Annotated in this window: 14 protein-coding genes and 1 pseudogene; 9 read left to right on the forward strand and 6 right to left on the reverse strand. The window is 60.2% G+C overall.

Features of this window, described 5'->3' with window-relative positions:
* Positions 1 to 205: 205 nt before the first annotated feature.
* The 5 genes from ptsP to PSDT_RS03355 all read right to left on the reverse strand — a co-directional run bounded on the left by ptsP (position 206) and on the right by PSDT_RS03355 (position 6,304).
* Positions 206 to 1,897 carry a phosphoenolpyruvate--protein phosphotransferase gene (gene ptsP, locus PSDT_RS03335; RefSeq protein ID WP_006289370.1) on the reverse strand — a complete coding sequence of 564 codons (1,692 nt, stop codon included), beginning with the start codon at positions 1,895 to 1,897 and terminating at the stop codon, positions 206 to 208.
* Between the two features lie 68 nt (positions 1,898 to 1,965).
* Positions 1,966 to 2,232, reverse strand: a complete 267-nt coding sequence (locus PSDT_RS03340) for an HPr family phosphocarrier protein (RefSeq protein ID WP_006289369.1) — start codon at positions 2,230 to 2,232, stop codon at positions 1,966 to 1,968.
* An 88-nt stretch (positions 2,233 to 2,320) separates the two neighbouring features.
* Positions 2,321 to 3,226 carry a PRD domain-containing protein gene (locus tag PSDT_RS03345; protein WP_048349446.1) on the reverse strand — a complete coding sequence of 302 codons (906 nt, stop codon included), beginning with the start codon at positions 3,224 to 3,226 and terminating at the stop codon, positions 2,321 to 2,323.
* A gap of 37 nt (positions 3,227 to 3,263) precedes the next feature.
* Complete coding sequence (locus PSDT_RS03350; RefSeq protein WP_006289367.1) at positions 3,264 to 5,375, reverse strand: glucose PTS transporter subunit IIA; 2,112 nt, start codon at positions 5,373 to 5,375, stop codon at positions 3,264 to 3,266.
* A gap of 284 nt (positions 5,376 to 5,659) precedes the next feature.
* The gene (locus tag PSDT_RS03355) at positions 5,660 to 6,304 is read right to left on the reverse strand and encodes a PTS sugar transporter subunit IIA (RefSeq protein ID WP_006289366.1); all 645 of its coding nucleotides are present in this window, start codon (positions 6,302 to 6,304) and stop codon (positions 5,660 to 5,662) included.
* Between the two features lie 183 nt (positions 6,305 to 6,487).
* Between PSDT_RS03355 and PSDT_RS08570 the strand changes: the two are divergent.
* The 3 genes and pseudogenes from PSDT_RS08570 to PSDT_RS03365 all read left to right on the forward strand — a co-directional run.
* Positions 6,488 to 6,763: pseudogene (locus PSDT_RS08570) on the forward strand (LytR/AlgR family response regulator transcription factor); the annotation flags it as partial.
* Between the two features lie 200 nt (positions 6,764 to 6,963).
* Positions 6,964 to 7,209 carry a LytTR family DNA-binding domain-containing protein gene (locus tag PSDT_RS08575; RefSeq protein WP_231859837.1) on the forward strand — a complete coding sequence of 82 codons (246 nt, stop codon included), beginning with the start codon at positions 6,964 to 6,966 and terminating at the stop codon, positions 7,207 to 7,209.
* Positions 7,199 to 8,614, forward strand: a complete 1,416-nt coding sequence (locus PSDT_RS03365) for an ATP-binding protein (RefSeq protein ID WP_006290483.1) — start codon at positions 7,199 to 7,201, stop codon at positions 8,612 to 8,614. Before PSDT_RS08575 ends, PSDT_RS03365 begins: the two co-directional genes overlap by 11 nt.
* Before the next feature lie 5 nt (positions 8,615 to 8,619).
* Here PSDT_RS03365 and PSDT_RS03370 read toward each other — a convergent pair whose 3' ends face one another.
* Complete coding sequence (locus tag PSDT_RS03370) at positions 8,620 to 9,483, reverse strand: thiamine diphosphokinase (protein ID WP_006290482.1); 864 nt, start codon at positions 9,481 to 9,483, stop codon at positions 8,620 to 8,622.
* Positions 9,484 to 9,534: 51 nt separating this feature from the next.
* Between PSDT_RS03370 and PSDT_RS03375 the strand changes: the two genes are divergently transcribed.
* From PSDT_RS03375 to PSDT_RS03400, 6 genes are all read left to right on the forward strand, one after another.
* Positions 9,535 to 10,344, forward strand: a complete 810-nt coding sequence (locus PSDT_RS03375; protein ID WP_006289363.1) for a Cof-type HAD-IIB family hydrolase — start codon at positions 9,535 to 9,537, stop codon at positions 10,342 to 10,344.
* Between the two features lie 188 nt (positions 10,345 to 10,532).
* Positions 10,533 to 13,100, forward strand: a complete 2,568-nt coding sequence (locus PSDT_RS03380; protein WP_006289362.1) for a beta-glucosidase — start codon at positions 10,533 to 10,535, stop codon at positions 13,098 to 13,100.
* 297 nt (positions 13,101 to 13,397) lie between these two features.
* The gene (locus PSDT_RS03385; RefSeq protein WP_006290481.1) at positions 13,398 to 14,330 is read left to right on the forward strand and encodes an amino acid ABC transporter ATP-binding protein; all 933 of its coding nucleotides are present in this window, start codon (positions 13,398 to 13,400) and stop codon (positions 14,328 to 14,330) included.
* 8 nt (positions 14,331 to 14,338) lie between these two features.
* Positions 14,339 to 15,199, forward strand: a complete 861-nt coding sequence (locus tag PSDT_RS03390) for a glutamate ABC transporter substrate-binding protein (protein ID WP_006289360.1) — start codon at positions 14,339 to 14,341, stop codon at positions 15,197 to 15,199.
* Between the two features lie 16 nt (positions 15,200 to 15,215).
* On the forward strand, positions 15,216 to 15,905 hold the full coding sequence (locus tag PSDT_RS03395; RefSeq protein WP_006289359.1) for an amino acid ABC transporter permease: 690 nt from the start codon (positions 15,216 to 15,218) through the stop codon (positions 15,903 to 15,905).
* Positions 15,902 to 17,161, forward strand: a complete 1,260-nt coding sequence (locus tag PSDT_RS03400) for an amino acid ABC transporter permease (protein WP_006289358.1) — start codon at positions 15,902 to 15,904, stop codon at positions 17,159 to 17,161. Before PSDT_RS03395 ends, PSDT_RS03400 begins: the two co-directional genes overlap by 4 nt.
* Positions 17,162 to 17,415: the final 254 nt, after the last annotated feature.

Raw genomic sequence — 17,415 nt, forward strand, 5'->3', positions numbered from 1 at the left:
AGGTAGTAGGCAGGACAAAGGGTAAAGTGCGGTCGGGAGGGGAAGATGATAAGAAAGTCCACGAAAAAAAGGCCTCGCGCATGCGCACGCGAGGCCCGATGTTGTGAATTATTCAGTTTTCCCATATTCAGTTATCGGTTGCCTCTCTTCCTACCTCTTTAAGGGAGGCAAGGGGTGGGTAGGGTTCAGAGGAGATCCGGCAATTTCAGAGAAGATCCAGCAATTGCGGATCGGCCAGTGCGATGACGGCTGCCCGGGCGTCTTCGGCGGTGCGGGCGTCCAGAGCGTAAGCGGCCATCTGCTGGCAGGTGGACAGGTCATGCAGACGCAAGGCGGCCCGGACTGCGTTGACCTTGGTGGCGGCCATGGACAGGGAGTTGACTCCCAACCCGGCCAGGACCAGGGCCATGAGCGGGTCTCCGCCGGCCTCGCCGCAGACTCCGACTGGCTTGCCGGTGGCGGCTCCGCCTTCGCAGGCGAACTTGATCATCCGCAGGACGGCCGGCTGCCAGGGGGTCAGCAGGTTGGCCAGTTCGCCATTGAGCCTGTCGGAGGCCATGGTATACTGGGCCAGGTCGTTGGTGCCCAAAGAGCAGAAGTCGCATTCGGACAGGACCTGGTTGGAGCGGATGGCGGCGGCCGGGACCTCCACCATGACGCCCACGGTGGGCAGGCCGTAAGCCTTGGCCTTCTTGACGAACCATTCGGTCTCATCCACGGTGGAGACCATGGGGGCCATGACCCACAGCTCGGCATGGGTCTTCTCATAGGCCGCGGCCAAAGCCTGCAGCTGGGTGTCGATCAGGTCCTCCCGCCGCATGCTCAAACGCAGGCCGCGCACGCCCAAAGCCGGGTTCTCTTCCTTCTCCTGGTTGGCGAAGGCCAAAGGCTTGTCGGCGCCGGCGTCCAGAGTGCGAACGACCACGTGGCGGCCGCCGAAGGCTTCCAAGACCTTGGTGTAGATGTCGGTCTGCTCTTCCAGGCTGGGGGCTTCCATCCGTCCCAGGAAGAGGAATTCGGTGCGGAAGAGGCCGCAGCCTTCCAAGTCGAAGCTTGCTGCCCGCTTGGCGTCATCCACGTTGCCGATGTTGGCGTACAAGGCCACATGATGGCCGTCGCGGGTGGCTCCCTGCCCGGAGGACCCGGCCAAGGCCAGGGCCCGGCGGCGGGAACGTTCGGCCAACTGGTCCACTTCGGCTTCGGTGGGGGAGACGATCACTTCGCCCACGCCCCCATCCAAGGCCACCGTGTCTTCAGGAGACAGGTTCTCCAGCAGGCCGGACACTTTGACGGCGCAGGGGATGCCCAGTTGGGCGGCCAGAATGGCCGTATGGCTGGTGGGGCCGCCTTCTTCGGTCACGATGCCCAGAACCTTGTCCCGGTTGAGGGTGGCGGTCTCGGCTGGGGCCAGGTCGCGGGCGACCACGATGGAAGGGGTCTCGATCTGCGGGACTCCGGGGGCGGGCAGGCCACGCAACTGGGCGATGGTGCGGTCCCGCACGTCGCGCAGGTCGGTCACGCGTTCGGCCATATAGCCGCCCAGCTTCTTGAGTAGGGCGGAATAGTCCTCCACGGCGCTGTAGACGGCGTGGGTGATGCCTTCGCCCTTCTTGAGCTTCTTATCCACGGCCTTGGCCAGGCCCTTGTCGGAAGCCAGTTGCGCGGTCGCCTGCAGGACGGCTTTGGATTTTTGGTCTTCCGTCCCCTCGGCACGTTTCTTCAGGCTTTCCGAGACGAGGGCCATGGCCTGGCGAATATGCTCGCCATCGGCGGCGGGGTCGGAGCAGGGACCTTCGGCTTCATCCACGCCCGGGGCGGCTACCACAAAGGCCAAAGGCCCGTGGGCGGTTCCGGCGCAGACGCCGATTCCATGAAGTACTTGATGCGTATCAGTCATATATGCCTCCTTGAAGCAGGCGCCGCATGTCGGCGACGCCGTGGTCGATACAGATACAGAACCGACGCTTACTCGGCGTCCAGGTCGCGGGCGAGCATCTGGGCCAGTTCGTCCATTTCGGCCTCTTTGCTGTCGTCGTCGCAGGTGATCTCCACCTGGTCGCCGCCTTTGACGCCCAAGGTCATGATCTCCAAGGCGGAAGCGGCGTCGGCCTCTTCCCCGTTGAATTTCATGGTCACGTCCATATCTTTGTCGTTCACCGCCTCGGCGAAGAGGGCTGCGGGACGGGCGTGGAGGCCAACGGATGCTCCTACGGTCGCGGTGCGAGAAATCATGGTTGTTCCTTTCGGTTGTGTTTTTGTTTTGGGATTTTTAATTTTGTTTTTTACTTGGTTGAAGTTGAGGGCCGGCCCCGGCTGACGATCAGGTCAGAGGGGATTCTCCTTCTTGCCTATTCTGTTGTTTGTTTTCCATCCGTCTCTCCGCTTCCTCCCGCAAGGCCTGTTCATGGACCCGGGCCACGTGGAGGGTCAGGTAGGCCACTTCGTCGGTGGTGATGGGCCCGTTCAGCCTCAGCTCCAGCAAGGCGGCGATGGTCGACGCGCATTGGAATTCCTGGGGATAGGACTCGCAGATGGCCTTGGTAATCGGCTGAGGGGAGTCCTTCAACTGTTGGTGCTGGTAAGAACGGACGAAGAGGTAGCGCAGGTGGGTGATGAAACGGCCGATGCTGACCGAGCTTTGATCCACGTCGATGGAGAAGGTCTCTTCCACGATTTTGAGGATCTGCTGGATCAGACCGGTCATTTGGTAAGTGTAGGAGAGATCCCCGGTGGAGAAGCCCGCGTTCACCAGATGAAGGGCGAAGGCGACGGATTCCTCTTGGGGCAGGGCCTGATCGAGATGATTATTCAGGTAGGTCAGGAAGGCCTGGGCCTGGATGTATTCATCCGGGTAAAGCGTGGTCACTTCGGCCACTAAAGGATAGGTTACATGGATCCCGGCCTTCAGCCGCCTGAGGACGCCCACGACGTGGTCGGCCAAGGCGACTGTGAGGATGGGATTGACGGCGCTTCCTTTGGTGATGCCGCAGTCGGTCATGGCATCGGCGACCAAAGAGACGATCTCTGGGGGAATATCAGCCAGCATCATGGCCATGTGGTCGGGGTCCCGCCCGTCCACGGGGATGAATTCCTTGCTGATGCGAGACTCATCCACGCTCTGCCCTGCCTTCGCTTGAAAGCCCAGGCCGCGGCCGGTCAGGATCACTTCCTGGCCTCCATCGCGGGCGAGGATGACGTTGTTATTGAATACTCGCAAGATTTCCATGGGGTCGCCTTTGGTCTCCACCTTGACTATCTGCCTGTCACCGGACGACATCGATGACCGGGTCCCCGGTCTTGACGTCGAAGTCGATGTGGGGGATGACCGAGTTCATCTTCTTGGTGTTGGCCACCGTCATGATGGTGGTGGTCTTATAGCCGGCTGCGCGGATCTTGGGATAATCCACATCCACCAGTTTATCGCCCGCGTTCACCCGATCGCCTTTGGCCACGGCCACGGCGAAACCTTCGCCTTTGAGCTTGACGGTGTCGATGCCCACGTGGACCAGGATTTCCACCCCGTCGTCGGTCTTGATTCCGTAGGCGTGTCCGGTTTCGGCCACGGTCTTGAGGATCCCGCTGACAGGGGCGTAGACGGAAGGCTTGCTTTCATCAGGCACCAGGCCGACCCCGTCTCCCAAGACGTGGGAGGCGAAGACCTTGTCTCCGGCGTCTTCCAGAGAGATGGTCCGACCGGTCAGGGGGGAGAAGACGTGCTCGGTTCGCGTCGCCTCGGAGCTTTCAGCCGTTCCAGCGCTCGGAGCGGTAGTGACCTTATCGATATCGACTGCAGAGGACTTCCGCGAAGCGGAAACGATCGCAGCTTTCTCTTCCGGTGTCCGATAGTCGAAAACGACGATCATGAATGCGGATACGCAGAAAGCGACGAGAATGGAGACCGCATAAACCCACATCTGGTTGAAGACCGGGATGGTCAGCAGGGAAGTGAAGGCGAAGACTCCGGTCGTCACTCCGCGGACCGTTCCGCCATGAATGGAAGAGGGGAAAAGCCAACCCAAGATGGCGATGGTGACGCCGCCGGCGCCGCAGCCAACCAGCATGCGGGAATAGATCTTCTTGAACCGGAGATGGATTCCATACAGGGATGGCTCGGAAACGCCTCCCAGAAGGCCTGCGGCCAAAGCGCCTGCAGCGGTTTCGCGCATCCGGACGTCCTTATCCCGAATCGCCAAAATCAAAACACCAAGGGTGGCGCCGAAGCAGGCGAAATTCCATGTGCCCATCGGGCCTTGGATGAAGTCATATCCCAGAGATTGGATATTCGCGAGCATGAGTGCGTTCAGAGGCCAATGAAGCCCCAAGGGGACGAGGAAAGGATAGATGAGAGGTATTGCGATGGCGAAGAGGAAGGGGACGTGCTGATTCATCCAACCGAACACGAAGCCCAAGCCGTTGCCGACCCATACGCCCAGCGGGCCCAAAAGGAAGGCGGTGACCGGAATCATGATGATCATGGACAGGAAGGGCACGAAGACCAGTTGCACGCTGTTAGGAATGATCTTTTGCAGTCCCTTATAAACCAAGGCAAGCACTACAACCATGAAGAGGGGAACGAAGACGTTTCCTGAGTAATCGTTCAGCTGCAGAGGTAAACCGAAAACCCTGGTGGAGCAATTCTGGGTGCCTGCCACGGTTCCCGCAACGCAGTGCAGAACGCCTTTCGCCGCCTTTAAACCATCGCTGTTCCCGAAAACGCTTTTATAGGTGTCGGGTGCGGACAAGGCCATGAACTGAGGGGTCATGACCGCCGCCATGACAGCGGTCCCCACCCAGGGATCTACTTTCAGTTTCTTGGCGCCATTGTAAGCGATCATGAGTGGCAAGAAGTAGAAGACGCCCTTCCACATGGCCTGGACGAAGATCAAAGTGGGGTTGGCCGTGTCATTTGGTATCAGATGGCAAGCGATGAGGACATTGACGATGGCGATGATAAGGGAGGCGCCCAAGAGGACGCCGATGATGGGGCGGAAGGAGTCGGACAAAAATTCGAAGAAGGAATCGACGAAGCGATTCTTGCCCTTGACTTTCGCCCTTTCTTGCGCCTTTACATCGGCATCGGACATGCCGGTTTCACTTTCTTGGGGGGTGCCCTTAGCAACATTATTCATCTCGGGCAGGGCCATGATGTCGTTGTAGACGGCTTCCACACCGCCTCCGATGACCACCTGGTAGTTGTTCGAACCCTGGGGGATGGCGGCCAAGACGCCGGGGATGTCCTCCAACTTGTTCGAGTCGATATGAGTCGCGTCCTTGAGGGCGAAGCGCAAACGGGTCGCGCAATGCGTCAGGGTCACGATATTGCCGGGGCCACCGATTTCTTTGATGATGGCTTGGGCGTTTTCCCTATTTCCCATAAGGAATCCTTTCTCAACTGTGAGTTTTTCTCCTTCAAGCCGGTTCTCGGGTCGCGAGGATCGGCCAAAGGGATAAGGAGGTTGTCGGGAGATGATTCCTGCTGACAGCGCTGCCAGCGTACAAAAAAGGCCTGGAGCCAGACTTGACGTCCGACCCCAGGTCTTGCCTCATCAGAGTAACAACCCTGTTATCGCTAACAGGAACCACCATACACCTATTTTTTGGAAAAAGCAACAATCAAAGCCGCGTTTTTTGCTTTCGAGGGCGAACAATCCGGGGAATTTTAGTGCGTGACCTCAATGATGGGGGTTCCGACGTCGACGTTGATGTCCTCCCAGGCGATGACTTCCTCCATCTTGCGGGAATTGGTGACGGTCATGATGGTCACGTTGCTGTAGCAGGCCTTTTTGATCGCCCGGTAATCCACGTCGGCCAGTTTGTCGCCCACATGGACGTGGTCCCCGGCCGAGACGTGCTTGCGGAAGCCCTTCCCTTTCATCTTGACCGTGCCCACCCCGATGTGCAGGAGAATCTCCACCCCGCTTTTGGTCTCGATCCCGTAGGCATGGCCGGTGTCAGGGGCCGTCTTGATGGTCCCTGACACCGGGGAATAGACGCCTGAGTAGGACTTATCAGGGATGATGCCGACCCCTTCCCCCAGGATATGGGAGGAGAAGACCTTGTACCCCGTCTCTTCCAGGGCCACGGTATGGCCGACGATGGGGGAGTAGACCTCCTCCAGATCGTGCTCGCCCCTCTTCTCGCCGCTCCCGGCCTTACGGAAGGGAGAGGAGAAGAAGGATCCCAAGCGGATGAGCAAGGTGTTGATCAGGCGCAGGGTGGTATGGGCCAGGCTGGACCTGCGGGTGGAGCGGGAATGGTCGCGCGCCTGCTTCTGGCGCTTCTTCAGCTTATCGTGATCGTCCATGGCCGCCTCCTCGTCCGTCCTTGCCGGTGTATTCAGGCCTTCCAGTCTACTCGGGCGAAAGGATAGGGGGGCAGGCGGGGCCGGATGATTGTTACAATATTAAGACTGTTACAATATTCAAGGTTGTTTCATCAGACAAGCGGAAGACCGAAGACGATCAAGCCCGACAGGCAAGGAGCCGGAATGCTGACAGTGGCGATAGTGGAGGACGAGCCAGACGACGCGCGTCGCCTGGATTCCTGCCTGCAGCGGTACGGGGCCGAGCGCGGAGTGGACTTCCGCCTTGAGCATTTCGGCCGGCCTTCCGACTTCCTGGATTCCTACAAGGCCCGCTACGACCTGGTCTTCATGGACATCGAGATGCCGGGCATGGACGGCCTGTCCGCCGCCAAACGCCTGCGGCAGTTCGACCAGGAAGTGATCCTCATCTTCGTGACCAACCTGGCCCAGTACGCCTCCCGGGGCTATGAGGTGAACGCCTTGGATTATGTGATGAAGCCCATGGAATACCAGACTTTCGAACGCAAAATGGATCGGGCCGTCCGGGCCTGCCGGAACAATTCCGACAGCGTCATCGTGGCCCAGAGGGGTACGCCCAGAGAATCCTCCTGCGCAACATCAAATACATCGAAGTCCACCGGCACGACCTGCGTTATCACCTGGAAGGCCCCGGCGAAAGGGTGCTCAACTCGGTGGGCAGCATGCAGGAGGCGTCGGACCGCTTGGGGGACAAGGGCTTCCTCCGCTGCGACCGGCAGCACCTGGTCAACGTCCGGCAGATCGAATCCATCTCCGGCTCCACCGTGACCTTGGTGGACGGGGACGAGCTGCCCATCGGCCGGGCCTATAAGAAGGACTTCTTCGCCCAACTGGCCCAGGAGTTGGGGGCCGGCTATGCGGCTTAACCCCTTCTATGACTTCCTGGCCGCCTCCGGCCAGGGTCTGGTCTCCTTCTTCTCCGCTTCCGGCTTCGTCTTGGAACTTCTCCTGTCGGTCATCCTTTTCACATGGAAGATCAAAAGGAAAAAAGGATGGGCTTGGAAGGGCCTGCTGTGTCTGGCCGCCTTGCTGGCCATAGGCAACTTCTGGGCCACCTATGTGCCGGCCAACGCAGCCACGACCATCGTCCGGTGTCTGGTCTTCTACGCCGGCCTCTTCTTCACCATGTGGGTCTGTCTGGAATCGGACGTCCGCCATCTCCTGCTTTACCTGGTGGCCGGGGTGACGGCCCAGCATTTCATCTACTGCGGGGCCCAGGTGACCACTTACGGCCTGGTCAAACTGATCGGTCCGGCGGGGGAGACCTCCTGGCTTTCCTTGGTCCTTTACCCCCTCTGCCTCATTCCCTTCTTCGTCCTCGCCTACCTGCTTTTCGCCCGCCGCATCGCTTGGCAGTCCCTGGACGTGGTGATCGGGGCCCGGATCCTGGCCCTCGTCATCGGCGTCTTCCTCTGCGTGACCATCTTCGCCAGTCTGTATAACGGATCCACGACCGGGGAGCAGGTCAGCCCCCTCATCTTCGTCACTTTCATCATGACCCGCATGATCACCTGCGGTTTCCTGCTTGAACTCATGACCGAGATCGGAGACCGCTTCGCCACCATCCACGAATCGGCCGTCCTCCAGCAACTTCTCAACGAGCAGAAGAACAAGCTGGCGGCTGATAAGGAGACCATCGAGCTGATCAACGTCAAGACCCATGACCTGAAAAAGCAACTCAACCTTCTGGGAGGGAAGATCCCCGACGACCAGATCCAGGACCTGGGCCGGCTGGTCTCTTTCTACGATTCGTCCCTCCATTCAGGCAATGAGGCCTTGGACGTCCTTCTGACCAACAAATCCCTGATCTGCACCGAACGGTCGATCCAGCTGGAGAGGATGATCGACGGGTCCAAGCTTTCCTTCATGAAGCCCCAAGACATCTACTCCCTTTTCGGAAACGCCTTGGACAACGCAATCGAAGCCGTCTCCAAGATCTCCGACCCCTCCCGCCGCTACATCCGCATGACCGTCCGGGAAGACAAGGGGATGGTCATCTTCCATATCGAGAACCCCTACGAAGGGGTGCTCACTTACCGGGACAACAACAATCGGATCGTGCGCGCCCGGTCGATCAGCTCCCATGCCGACCCCGACCGTCGGGAGAAGCGGGTCCTGCGCACCAGCAAGGAAGACAAGCGCTACCACGGTTTCGGGGTCCAATCCATCCGTTTGGTGGCCCAGCAATACAAGGGCTTGGTAACTATCAATGCCCATGACGGCCTCTTCCTCCTAGACGTGCTCATCCCTCGTTCGGGAGGCTTGGACTAGGCCTTTCAGGCTTGGGAATTCCAGGCTTGCCGGTTCAGGCGGTCGGAGACGGTACGGGCGATGGGCCCCAAGGTATCAGCCGGGGCCAAGCGGGTGACGATGGTGGGGTAAGGGGCTTCGCTGGGATAGGTGACCAGGAGGGTCCCTTGGTCCAGGCTGATCGTGGCCCGCCTGTCCGGCAGGAACTCGTTGCGGGAACCGAAATCATGGGAATTGTCCACCTGGGCGTGGCTCAGTTCGTATTTGAGCCCTTCGATGGTCAGGTCGGAGCAGGTGCGGCTGTGGGCGAAGAGGGAGATCATCCGGCGGGGGGACACATAGCCGGCCGGGAAGGTCATGGTCGCCTGGCTGATGGCGGTCACGATGGTCCTGTCCCCGTGGAGGAAAGCGATGCCTCCGGCTTCGGCCACCAGGGCGATTGCTTTCAGGCTGGCGATGGTGTGGTCGATCTGCCCGCCCAAGGCTCCATAGATGTCGAACTGGTGGATCCCTTGCTCCCAGCCGTATTTGATGGCGGCGACCAGGTCCGTGTCATCCTTTTGGCTGGGCAGGGTGATCAACTCGGTGTCCGGATCCAGGCCCTGACACACGGATGGGTCCCGCAGGGAGTCGTCATCCCCGATGACCGCATGGGGGGTGATGCCCAAGGAGCTGATGTAATCCAAGCCGCCGTCCGCGGCCACGATCAGGTAGGACTTGTCCAGGTAGGGGGGATCTTCGTAGTAGCTGCCGGCGGCGAAGATGGCGCATCGGCTGTGCTCGGCCCCCTCCTTTTCCGCTTGCGGCCCCAGGCCGGCGAAGTCGGTGGCGTTGAGAAGATGGTCCACGGATTCGGTCATGAAGACCAGTATAGTGAGCCATTCGTCCATTTTCCTTTCGTGGCCGCAGAAAGCTCAAGCGGCCACGGTAGATTAGGGGGTATGACTGTCTCCACCCCCATCACCGCCCTTTTCTTCGACATCGACGGGACCCTCACTTCCTTCAAGACCAGCCAGGTGCCGGCTTCCACCCGGGCCGCCATCTCCGCCTGCCGGGAACAGGGGATCAAGGCCTCTTTGGCGACCGGTCGGTCCCCTCATGAATACGAGGCGGTCAAGAAAGTGCTGGGCATGGAATTCGACGGCACCGTCTGCATGACGGGCCAGGTGGCTTACGACGAGCGGGGGTACCAGAGGCGGGAGCCTTTGGATCAAGGGGACGTCCGCCTCCTGCTCGACTACCTCAAGACCCATCCCGAGACTGGGGTCCATTTCTCCGAGCTGGAATACGGTTATCTCAATTTCCTTTCCCCTGAGGCGAAGAAGCTTTATGACAGCTTGAAGGACACGGCCCCTTCAGCGGTCATCGACGACCCTTATGAGCGGACCAAGACGCATGAGCTTTACCAGTTCAGCATCTATCTGACTGCGGAAAGGGTGGTTGAAGTGACCGGAATCTTCCACCATACCCGGGCTCTGCGCTGGCATAAGGATTTCGCCGACTTCATCCCCGCCGACGGAGGGAAGGACAAGGGGATCGCCGCCTTGTTGGATTCCTGGGGGCTTAAGCGGGAGAACTGCATGGTCTTCGGCGACGGCGAGAACGACATCGATATGATCGACTACGCCGGGATTGGGGTGGCCATGGGGAACGCCAGCGACCTGGTGAAATCCCACGCCGACTACGTGACCAGCAGCGTCGATGAGGACGGGATTTATCGGGCCCTCCAACATTTCGGCGTGTTGGGCTGAACGTTTCCCCGAATATTCGGGGCCGGATTATAATGAAAACGGATGCCCGTTTCGTCTTTGGCGAGGATGCCGGGATGAGCAGGCGGCGTTCGGCATACGTCCCTTCGAGTGTTCCCTCGCCATGACGTCTTCGTCATCCGTGGCGTCATCAAATCATCTTCATCAAGAGCGTCAAGTAAGGAGCTTTCATGACCATTCGTATCAAGAATCCGGACAAACAGGCCTTTGAAGAGGCCCATGAGGGGACCGTGCGCAAACTGGCCCCCGAATGCATGGTCCTCTTGCGCAACGACGGGACCCTGCCTTTGAAGGATCCGCGGTCCATCGCCCTTTACGGCAACGGGGCCCGGCAGACCATCAAAGGCGGAACCGGCTCCGGCGACGTGAACGTCCGCCATTTCGTCTCCGTGGAGGAAGGGCTGACCCGGGCGGGGGTCGCCATCACCACCACGGCCTGGCTGGACGCCTACGACCAGGTGGTCGACCAGACCAAGCGGTCCTTCTACACGGGCATCAGGGCCGAGGCGGAAAAGGCCGGGATCAACCCGATCCTGGCCACCATGGGCAAGTCCCCGCTGGAACCCGACTATGACATCCCCCTGGAGCCGGAAGGGCAAGGAGGGGAAGCCGACGTGGCCGTCTACGTCCTGGCCCGCAACTCCGGTGAAGGGTCCGACCGGCGTCCGGTCAGAGGGGACATCAAGCTGACCGAAAGCGAGCTGCGTGACATCACCGCCCTCAACGAGGAATATGACAAGTTCGTGCTCGTCCTCAACGTCGGCGGGGTGGTTGACCTGTCGGAGCTCGACCAGGTCAAGACCATCCTCCTCTTAGGACAGCTGGGAACGGCGACCGGGGACGCCTGCGCCGATGTCTTGCTGGGCCGAAGCTACCCCTCGGGCAAGCTGACCACTACCTGGGCCCCTATCGAGGATTATCCTTCCACCGAAGGCTTCGGGGACCCGAACAACACCGAATACAAGGAGGGCGTCTTCGTCGGCTACCGGTACTTCGATTCGGCCGGCCTGTCTCCTTCCTACCCCTTCGGTTATGGCTTGGGGTACACCTCCTTCACGGTGGAGCCGGCGGGCTTCAGCCTGGAAGGGGACCAGGTGACCGTCGAGGCCGTGGTGACCAACACCGGCGAAGCCCTTGGCAAGGATGTGGTTCAGGTCTACCTGTCCGCTCCGCAGGGGTCCCGCGGAATCGCCAAGCCATACCAGACCCTGGTCGATTTCGCCAAGAGCGGCGAACTGCGGCCGGGGGAGTCCCAGACCCTGCGGATCAGCTTCGGTCTGGCCTCCTTGGCCTCCTATGATCAGGAAGAGTCCGCCTACGTGGTGGAAGCCGGTTCCTACCTGGTCCGGATGGGGGACTCTTCCCGGTCCACCCACGTGGCCGGCGTCCTCACTGTGGATTCCGACTTCATCACCGAACAGCTCCACTCCATCGGAGGAGATTGCGGCTTCGAAGACTCGGTTCCGGCCGGTCAGCCCATCGGCTACCCGCAGGAAGAGGCTGAAATCGCCGCCGCCCCGGTAGTGGCCGTTCCGGCTGGAGCCATCCAACCCGCGAGGGTGGAATACCAGGCGGAGCCGCAGGAGCTGTCTGCAGTCGAGCCATTCTCCTGGAAAGAGGTGGTCGCGGGCAAGAGGAGCGTCGATGCCTTCGTGGCATCCTTGACCGAGGAAGAGCTCACCTACCTCTGCATCGGTTCCTTCAAGGAATCAGGCGACCTGATGGAAGTGACCGGCAACGCCTCCAGCACGGTGGCCGGGGCCGCGGGGGAGACCACGCATAAGCTGGAAGACCGCGACCTGCCTGTCCTGGTCATGTCGGACGGCCCCGCCGGCCTGCGCCTGTCCCAGAAGTACTATTTGGATCAGGAAGGCAAGGCCGTCTCCCTCATGCCTTCCATGGCCGGGGACATCACCTACATGTTCACGCCCGAGGAAAGGGAGACCGTCCTCAGCGGGGGAGCCAAGTCGCCGGAATCGACCTTGACCTACTACCAGTACTGCACGGCCATCCCCATCGGCACGGAGCTGGCCCAGGCCTGGAACGACGACCTGGTCGCCGACTGCGGCGATCTGGTGGGCGATGAGATGGAGTCCTATGGGGTGCACCTGTGGCTGGCTCCGGCCATGAACATCCACCGGTCCCCCCTGTGCGGCCGTGACTTCGAGTACTATTCCGAGGACCCCCTGGTAGCCGGCCGGACCGCCGTCGCCATCACCAACGGGGTTCACCGCCATCCCGGCTGCGCGACCACAATCAAGCATTTCGCCGCCAACAACCAGGAGACCAACCGCTACTTCCAGAACAACAAGATCTCCGAAAGGGCTCTGCGAGAGATCTATCTGAAAGGATTCGAGATCTGCGTCAAGCTCTCCCATCCCCGCACCGTCATGACCTCCTACAACCTGGTCAACGGGGAGCACACCTGCAACCGCCGCGACCTGGTGACCGAGGCCTTAAGGGATGAGTGGGGCTTCGACGGCTTCGTCATGACCGACTGGCTGGTGACCGGCGGGATGGGTCCCAAGGGGGACCAATGGCCGTGCGCTTCCGCCGCCGGGGACATCAAAGCCGGCAACGACGTGACCATGCCCGGCATCCCTTCGGATAAGAAGGACATCCTCGACGCCTTGGCCGACCCGCAGCATCCTTACGCCTTGACCAAGGCCGACCTGCAGCTGTCCGCCAAGCGGGTCCTGTCGATGATCCTGGAGTTGACCGAAGCGGCTCAAGGCTGATCTTCCGGGTTCCGGGGCTTGCGGGACTTCCGCAGGTTCCGGATCTATAAGCCGGCCTAGCATGCGCTGAGCCAAGAACGGCTCCTGCTTCTTTCCTGATGCAGGGGTCGTTCTTTATGTTTTTATACATAGAAAGTGGGGGTGATGTTCGCCATCTGAACCTTGATATTCAGTCGATTCAGGCCGGTGGCAAACAGCTATGCTATGGTTGATAGGAAAAAGAAAGAGAAAAAAGCTTGGATTCCAGAGAAGGGATTCATCAAAGCCAATAAGGAATAGTACGGGAGGTGCAAGAAAATGTCTGATGATATGCAGAAGGACCTTTTGGCTTCCGCCCGGAGCGCGGAAGCGGATGAGCGGATGAAGGACGCAACGGATACAGCGGATAAAACAGATAAAATCGATATAACCGATAAAACCGATCAAACGACGGACGGGAAAGACACGACCGGTCAAGGTGGCCATGCCGGCCAGTCGGACAAGAAAGACCCCACCCACGCCCTGGTCCAGCTCCGGCATGTGGAGAAGCACTACGGTTCCCTCCACGTGCTCAAGGACATCAACCTGGAAGTGACCAAAGGCGAAGTGCTGGTGGTCCTGGGGCCTTCCGGCTCCGGCAAGTCCACCATGTGCCGCACCATCAACCGTTTGGAGACCATCGACTCCGGCACCATCCTCATCGACGGCGAGCCCCTCCCTCAGGAGGGGAAGGCCTTGGCCGGCCTCAGGGCCGAAGTCGGCATGGTCTTCCAGCAGTTCAATCTTTTCGCCAACAAGACCATTCTGGACAACGTGACCCTGGCCCCCATCAAAGTCAGGCATATGAAGAAGCAAGAGGCTCAGGACGAGGCCATGGAGCTTCTGGCCCGGGTGGGGGTGGATTCCCAGGCCTCCAAGATGCCTTCCCAGCTGTCCGGCGGTCAGCAGCAGCGTGTGGCCATCGCCCGGGCCCTGGCCATGCATCCCAAGGTCATGCTGTTCGATGAGCCGACCTCCGCCTTGGATCCGGAGATGGTCAACGAAGTCCTGGACGTCATGACTTCCTTGGCCAACGAGGGGATGACCATGATCTGCGTGACCCATGAGATGGGCTTCGCCCGCAAGGCGGCAGACCGGATCATCTTCATGGCCGATGGCAAGGTCCTGGAATCGGCCAAGCCGGATGACTTCTTCGAGCATCCGCAGACCGACCGGGCTCGGGACTTCCTCTCCAAGATCATCGAACACTAGGAGGGATCATGACGAACATGAGAACGAAAACGACCGCCGGTCCTGGCCGCCTCCTATGGAAAATCTGCTCCCTGATCCTGGCCTTGACCACCGCGGTCGGCCTGTCGGCCTGCGGGGCCGTTCGGGGGAAAAGCGACCATGTGATCACCATCGGGATCAAATTCGACCAACCCGGCCTGGGCTACAAGAAAAACGGGACCTATTCCGGCTTCGACGTGGACGTGGCCCGGTACATAGCCAACAAACTGGGCTATAAGGACTACGAGATCAATTGGGTGGAAGCCCCCTCCAAGCAGCGCGAGACCATGCTGCAAAACGGGGATGTGGACATGATTCTGGCCACCTATTCCATCACCGACGACCGCAAGAAGACCGTCGATTTCGCCGGCCCTTACCTGGTCGCCGGCCAGGACCTCCTGGTCCGCAAAGATAACACGAACATCCACGGTCCCCAGGATCTCGACGGCAAACGCCTGTGTTCGGTCACCGGTTCCACCTCGGCCACGGTCATCAAGCAGAAGTATTCCAACAAGGTCCAGCTCATGGAACAGCCGTCCTACGCTGAATGCGCCACCGCCCTCTTCTCCGGAATCGTGGATGCGGTGACCACGGATGACATCATCCTGGCGGGCTTGTCCGCCAACGCCCGCGGCCGCCTGAAACTGGTCGGCAGGCCTTTCACCCAGGAATATTATGGGGTGGGCATCCAGAAGAACGCGAAATCCAAGGCTTTCGCCCATAAGATCAACGCGGCCATCAACGAGATGGTCGCCACCGGGGCCTGGCAGCGGGCCCTGTCCAAAGACACGGATGGCTCCGGCTACCGGCCCGACGCCCGGTACAACCCGCCCAAAGCGGTCGAGGAATAGGCAGGAGGTAAACGTCATGTCTGAATTTTTCTCCGGATTCGCGTCCCTTTTCCGCGAATACAACATCGTCGGCGCCTTCTGGGTCAACATCGAGATCACTTTCTGGGCCGCCCTCTTCTCCATGATCATCGGGACCATCCTGGTCATGATGCGGATCAGCCCGGTGGACTCCCTGCGGGGTTTCTCCGCCGCCTACACCGAATTCTTCAAGAACATGCCTTTGACCATCATCATGGTTTTCATGGTCTTGGGTTTCTTCGGTCAGCTCAAGCTGGGCTTCTCCGATGACTTCACGATCAACTTCTTCTGGCTGGCCGTGACCGGCCTCAGTCTTTACACGGCCTCTTTCGTCTCCGAATCCTTGCGGTCCGGCATCAACACCATCCCGGTGGGCCAGGCCGAGGCTTCCCGGGCCCTGGGTCTGACCTTCTTCCAGTCGATCACTTCGGTCATCCTTCCCCAGGCCTTGCGCGGGTCCATCGCCCCTTTGGGCAACACCCTCATCGCCTTGTTGAAGAATTCCACCGTGGCCGCGGCCGCTTCCGTCACCACCGAGACCTCCTCCCTCATGTCGGAGATGTTGGAATTCCATCCCAGCCAAATCGTCCAGATCTTCCTGGTCTTCGCTTTGGGGTACGTGATCCTCATCATCCCCATTGGCCTTTTGACCACTTACCTGTCCAATAGATTGGCGGTGCGCCGATGACATCCTCCTCCCATACCGATACTTCCACCCAGCTTCTTTTCGACGCCCCAGGTCCGAAGGGGATGAAGAAGATCCGCATAGCCAACGCCATGGGGGCCTTCCTCATCGTCGTCCTGGTGGCCTTGGTCCTCGTCCGTCTGTGGCGGCCTCCCCAAGGGGAGAACCAGCTTTCCTGGGAGCTGTGGCGGCCCGCTTTGGATTCGGAAGCATGGACCGACTTCTACCTGCCCGGCCTGGTGCAGACTTTGGCCGCCGCCGGTGTGGCCATCGTGGGGTCCGTCCTCTTCGGCCTCCTCTTCGGAATTGGCCGTCTCATCCCCAACGGTTTCGTCCGCTGGCTCTCCGGCATCGTCGTGGAGTTCTGCCGGGCCGTCCCCGTCCTCTTGATGATGATCTTCATGTGGCGTTGGTTCGCCTCATTGGACGTCCCCTCCGCCTCCTATTGGGCCGTGACCCTTTCCTTGGTCCTCTATAACGGGTCCGTGGTGGCCGAGTTGGTCCGGTCCGGGGTCGGCTCCTTGCCCGGCGGACAGCATGAGGCGGCTTTGGCCCTGGGATTGACCAGGACCCGGTCCCTGATGTTGGTGGAAGTCCCCCAGGCCATCTACGCCATGCTGCCCGCAGCCGTCACCCAGCTGGTGGTGGTTCTGAAGGATACGGCTTTGGGGTCCATCATCCTGTATACGGACCTACTCCAGCAATCCCGCCGCCTGGGGTCCATGTACTTTAACATCCTGCAGACCCTGTTCATGGCCGGCATCCTCTACTTCATCATGTGCTTCATCGTCTCCCGGATCGCCGAGACCCTGCCCGCCCGTATGGCCGCCCGGACCTCCGGCGCTACCGAGCCCGATCCCACGGCCCCCATCGCCATCAACGACCCCAGCAACGTGGTCCGCGTGCGGGCCGCCCAGACCCCGCGTCCTCTTGGTGGCGCCCAGCCAGACCTGCCGGACAGCTATGGCGAATCCGGTTTCACCCCGGACGGATGGATGGGCGATTACCGCGGCTGGCTTCATGAGGATGAAGAGCAGTACCTGCACGGTCGGGAGCGCTACCATGAGCGCAACCAGCATATGAGCGTGGAGAAGCTGGCCAGCATGATCAATCAGGATAAGAAGGTCACCCTGGATTCTTCATCCCCGTCCGGCAAACATGGACGCAAACACGGCAAACAGGCCAAGCAGACCAGGCAGACCAGGTCGGCCGACAAAGGGGAGAGGAAGGGCAAGCATAAGAAGGATGACAAAAAGTAAGTAAGAGCGACCGGTGATTGTCATGGGGCGGTCTTACACTGTAAAAGCTTGAGAAATCAAGAAAGTGGATCTCCCACCTGGGAACCTTTTGAGGCTCCGGGTTCAGGCTGAAGCCTTGGGCTGCAGCCACGGCCGGTCGTCCGGCCATGCATGAGGAATCATGCTTCCCCGTCCAAGGGATGTTTCAAGCATTCGTCGCCTGCGAGGGCGAAGCTTTGGGCGGGCGTTGGAAGCCATGTTTCCGATTAGGGTGA

It is taken from the genome of Parascardovia denticolens DSM 10105 = JCM 12538 (assembly GCF_001042675.1).
Lineage (GTDB): Bacteria > Actinomycetota > Actinomycetes > Actinomycetales > Bifidobacteriaceae > Scardovia > Scardovia denticolens.

Excerpts from the sequence above, each read along its gene's own strand:
- ptsP (WP_006289370.1), bottom strand. The coding sequence starts at position 1,897 with ATGACTGATACGCATCAAGTACTTCATGGAATCGGCGTCTGCGCCGGA.
- PSDT_RS03340 (WP_006289369.1), bottom strand. The coding sequence starts at position 2,232 with ATGATTTCTCGCACCGCGACCGTAGGAGCATCCGTTGGCCTCCACGCC.
- PSDT_RS03345 (WP_048349446.1), bottom strand. The coding sequence starts at position 3,226 with ATGGAAATCTTGCGAGTATTCAATAACAACGTCATCCTCGCCCGCGAT.
- PSDT_RS03350 (WP_006289367.1), bottom strand. The coding sequence starts at position 5,375 with ATGGGAAATAGGGAAAACGCCCAAGCCATCATCAAAGAAATCGGTGGC.
- PSDT_RS03355 (WP_006289366.1), bottom strand. The coding sequence starts at position 6,304 with ATGGACGATCACGATAAGCTGAAGAAGCGCCAGAAGCAGGCGCGCGAC.
- PSDT_RS03365 (WP_006290483.1), top strand. The coding sequence starts at position 7,199 with ATGCGGCTTAACCCCTTCTATGACTTCCTGGCCGCCTCCGGCCAGGGT.
- PSDT_RS03370 (WP_006290482.1), bottom strand. The coding sequence starts at position 9,483 with ATGGACGAATGGCTCACTATACTGGTCTTCATGACCGAATCCGTGGAC.
- PSDT_RS03375 (WP_006289363.1), top strand. The coding sequence starts at position 9,535 with ATGACTGTCTCCACCCCCATCACCGCCCTTTTCTTCGACATCGACGGG.
- PSDT_RS03380 (WP_006289362.1), top strand. The coding sequence starts at position 10,533 with ATGACCATTCGTATCAAGAATCCGGACAAACAGGCCTTTGAAGAGGCC.
- PSDT_RS03385 (WP_006290481.1), top strand. The coding sequence starts at position 13,398 with ATGTCTGATGATATGCAGAAGGACCTTTTGGCTTCCGCCCGGAGCGCG.
- PSDT_RS03390 (WP_006289360.1), top strand. The coding sequence starts at position 14,339 with ATGACGAACATGAGAACGAAAACGACCGCCGGTCCTGGCCGCCTCCTA.
- PSDT_RS03395 (WP_006289359.1), top strand. The coding sequence starts at position 15,216 with ATGTCTGAATTTTTCTCCGGATTCGCGTCCCTTTTCCGCGAATACAAC.
- PSDT_RS03400 (WP_006289358.1), top strand. The coding sequence starts at position 15,902 with ATGACATCCTCCTCCCATACCGATACTTCCACCCAGCTTCTTTTCGAC.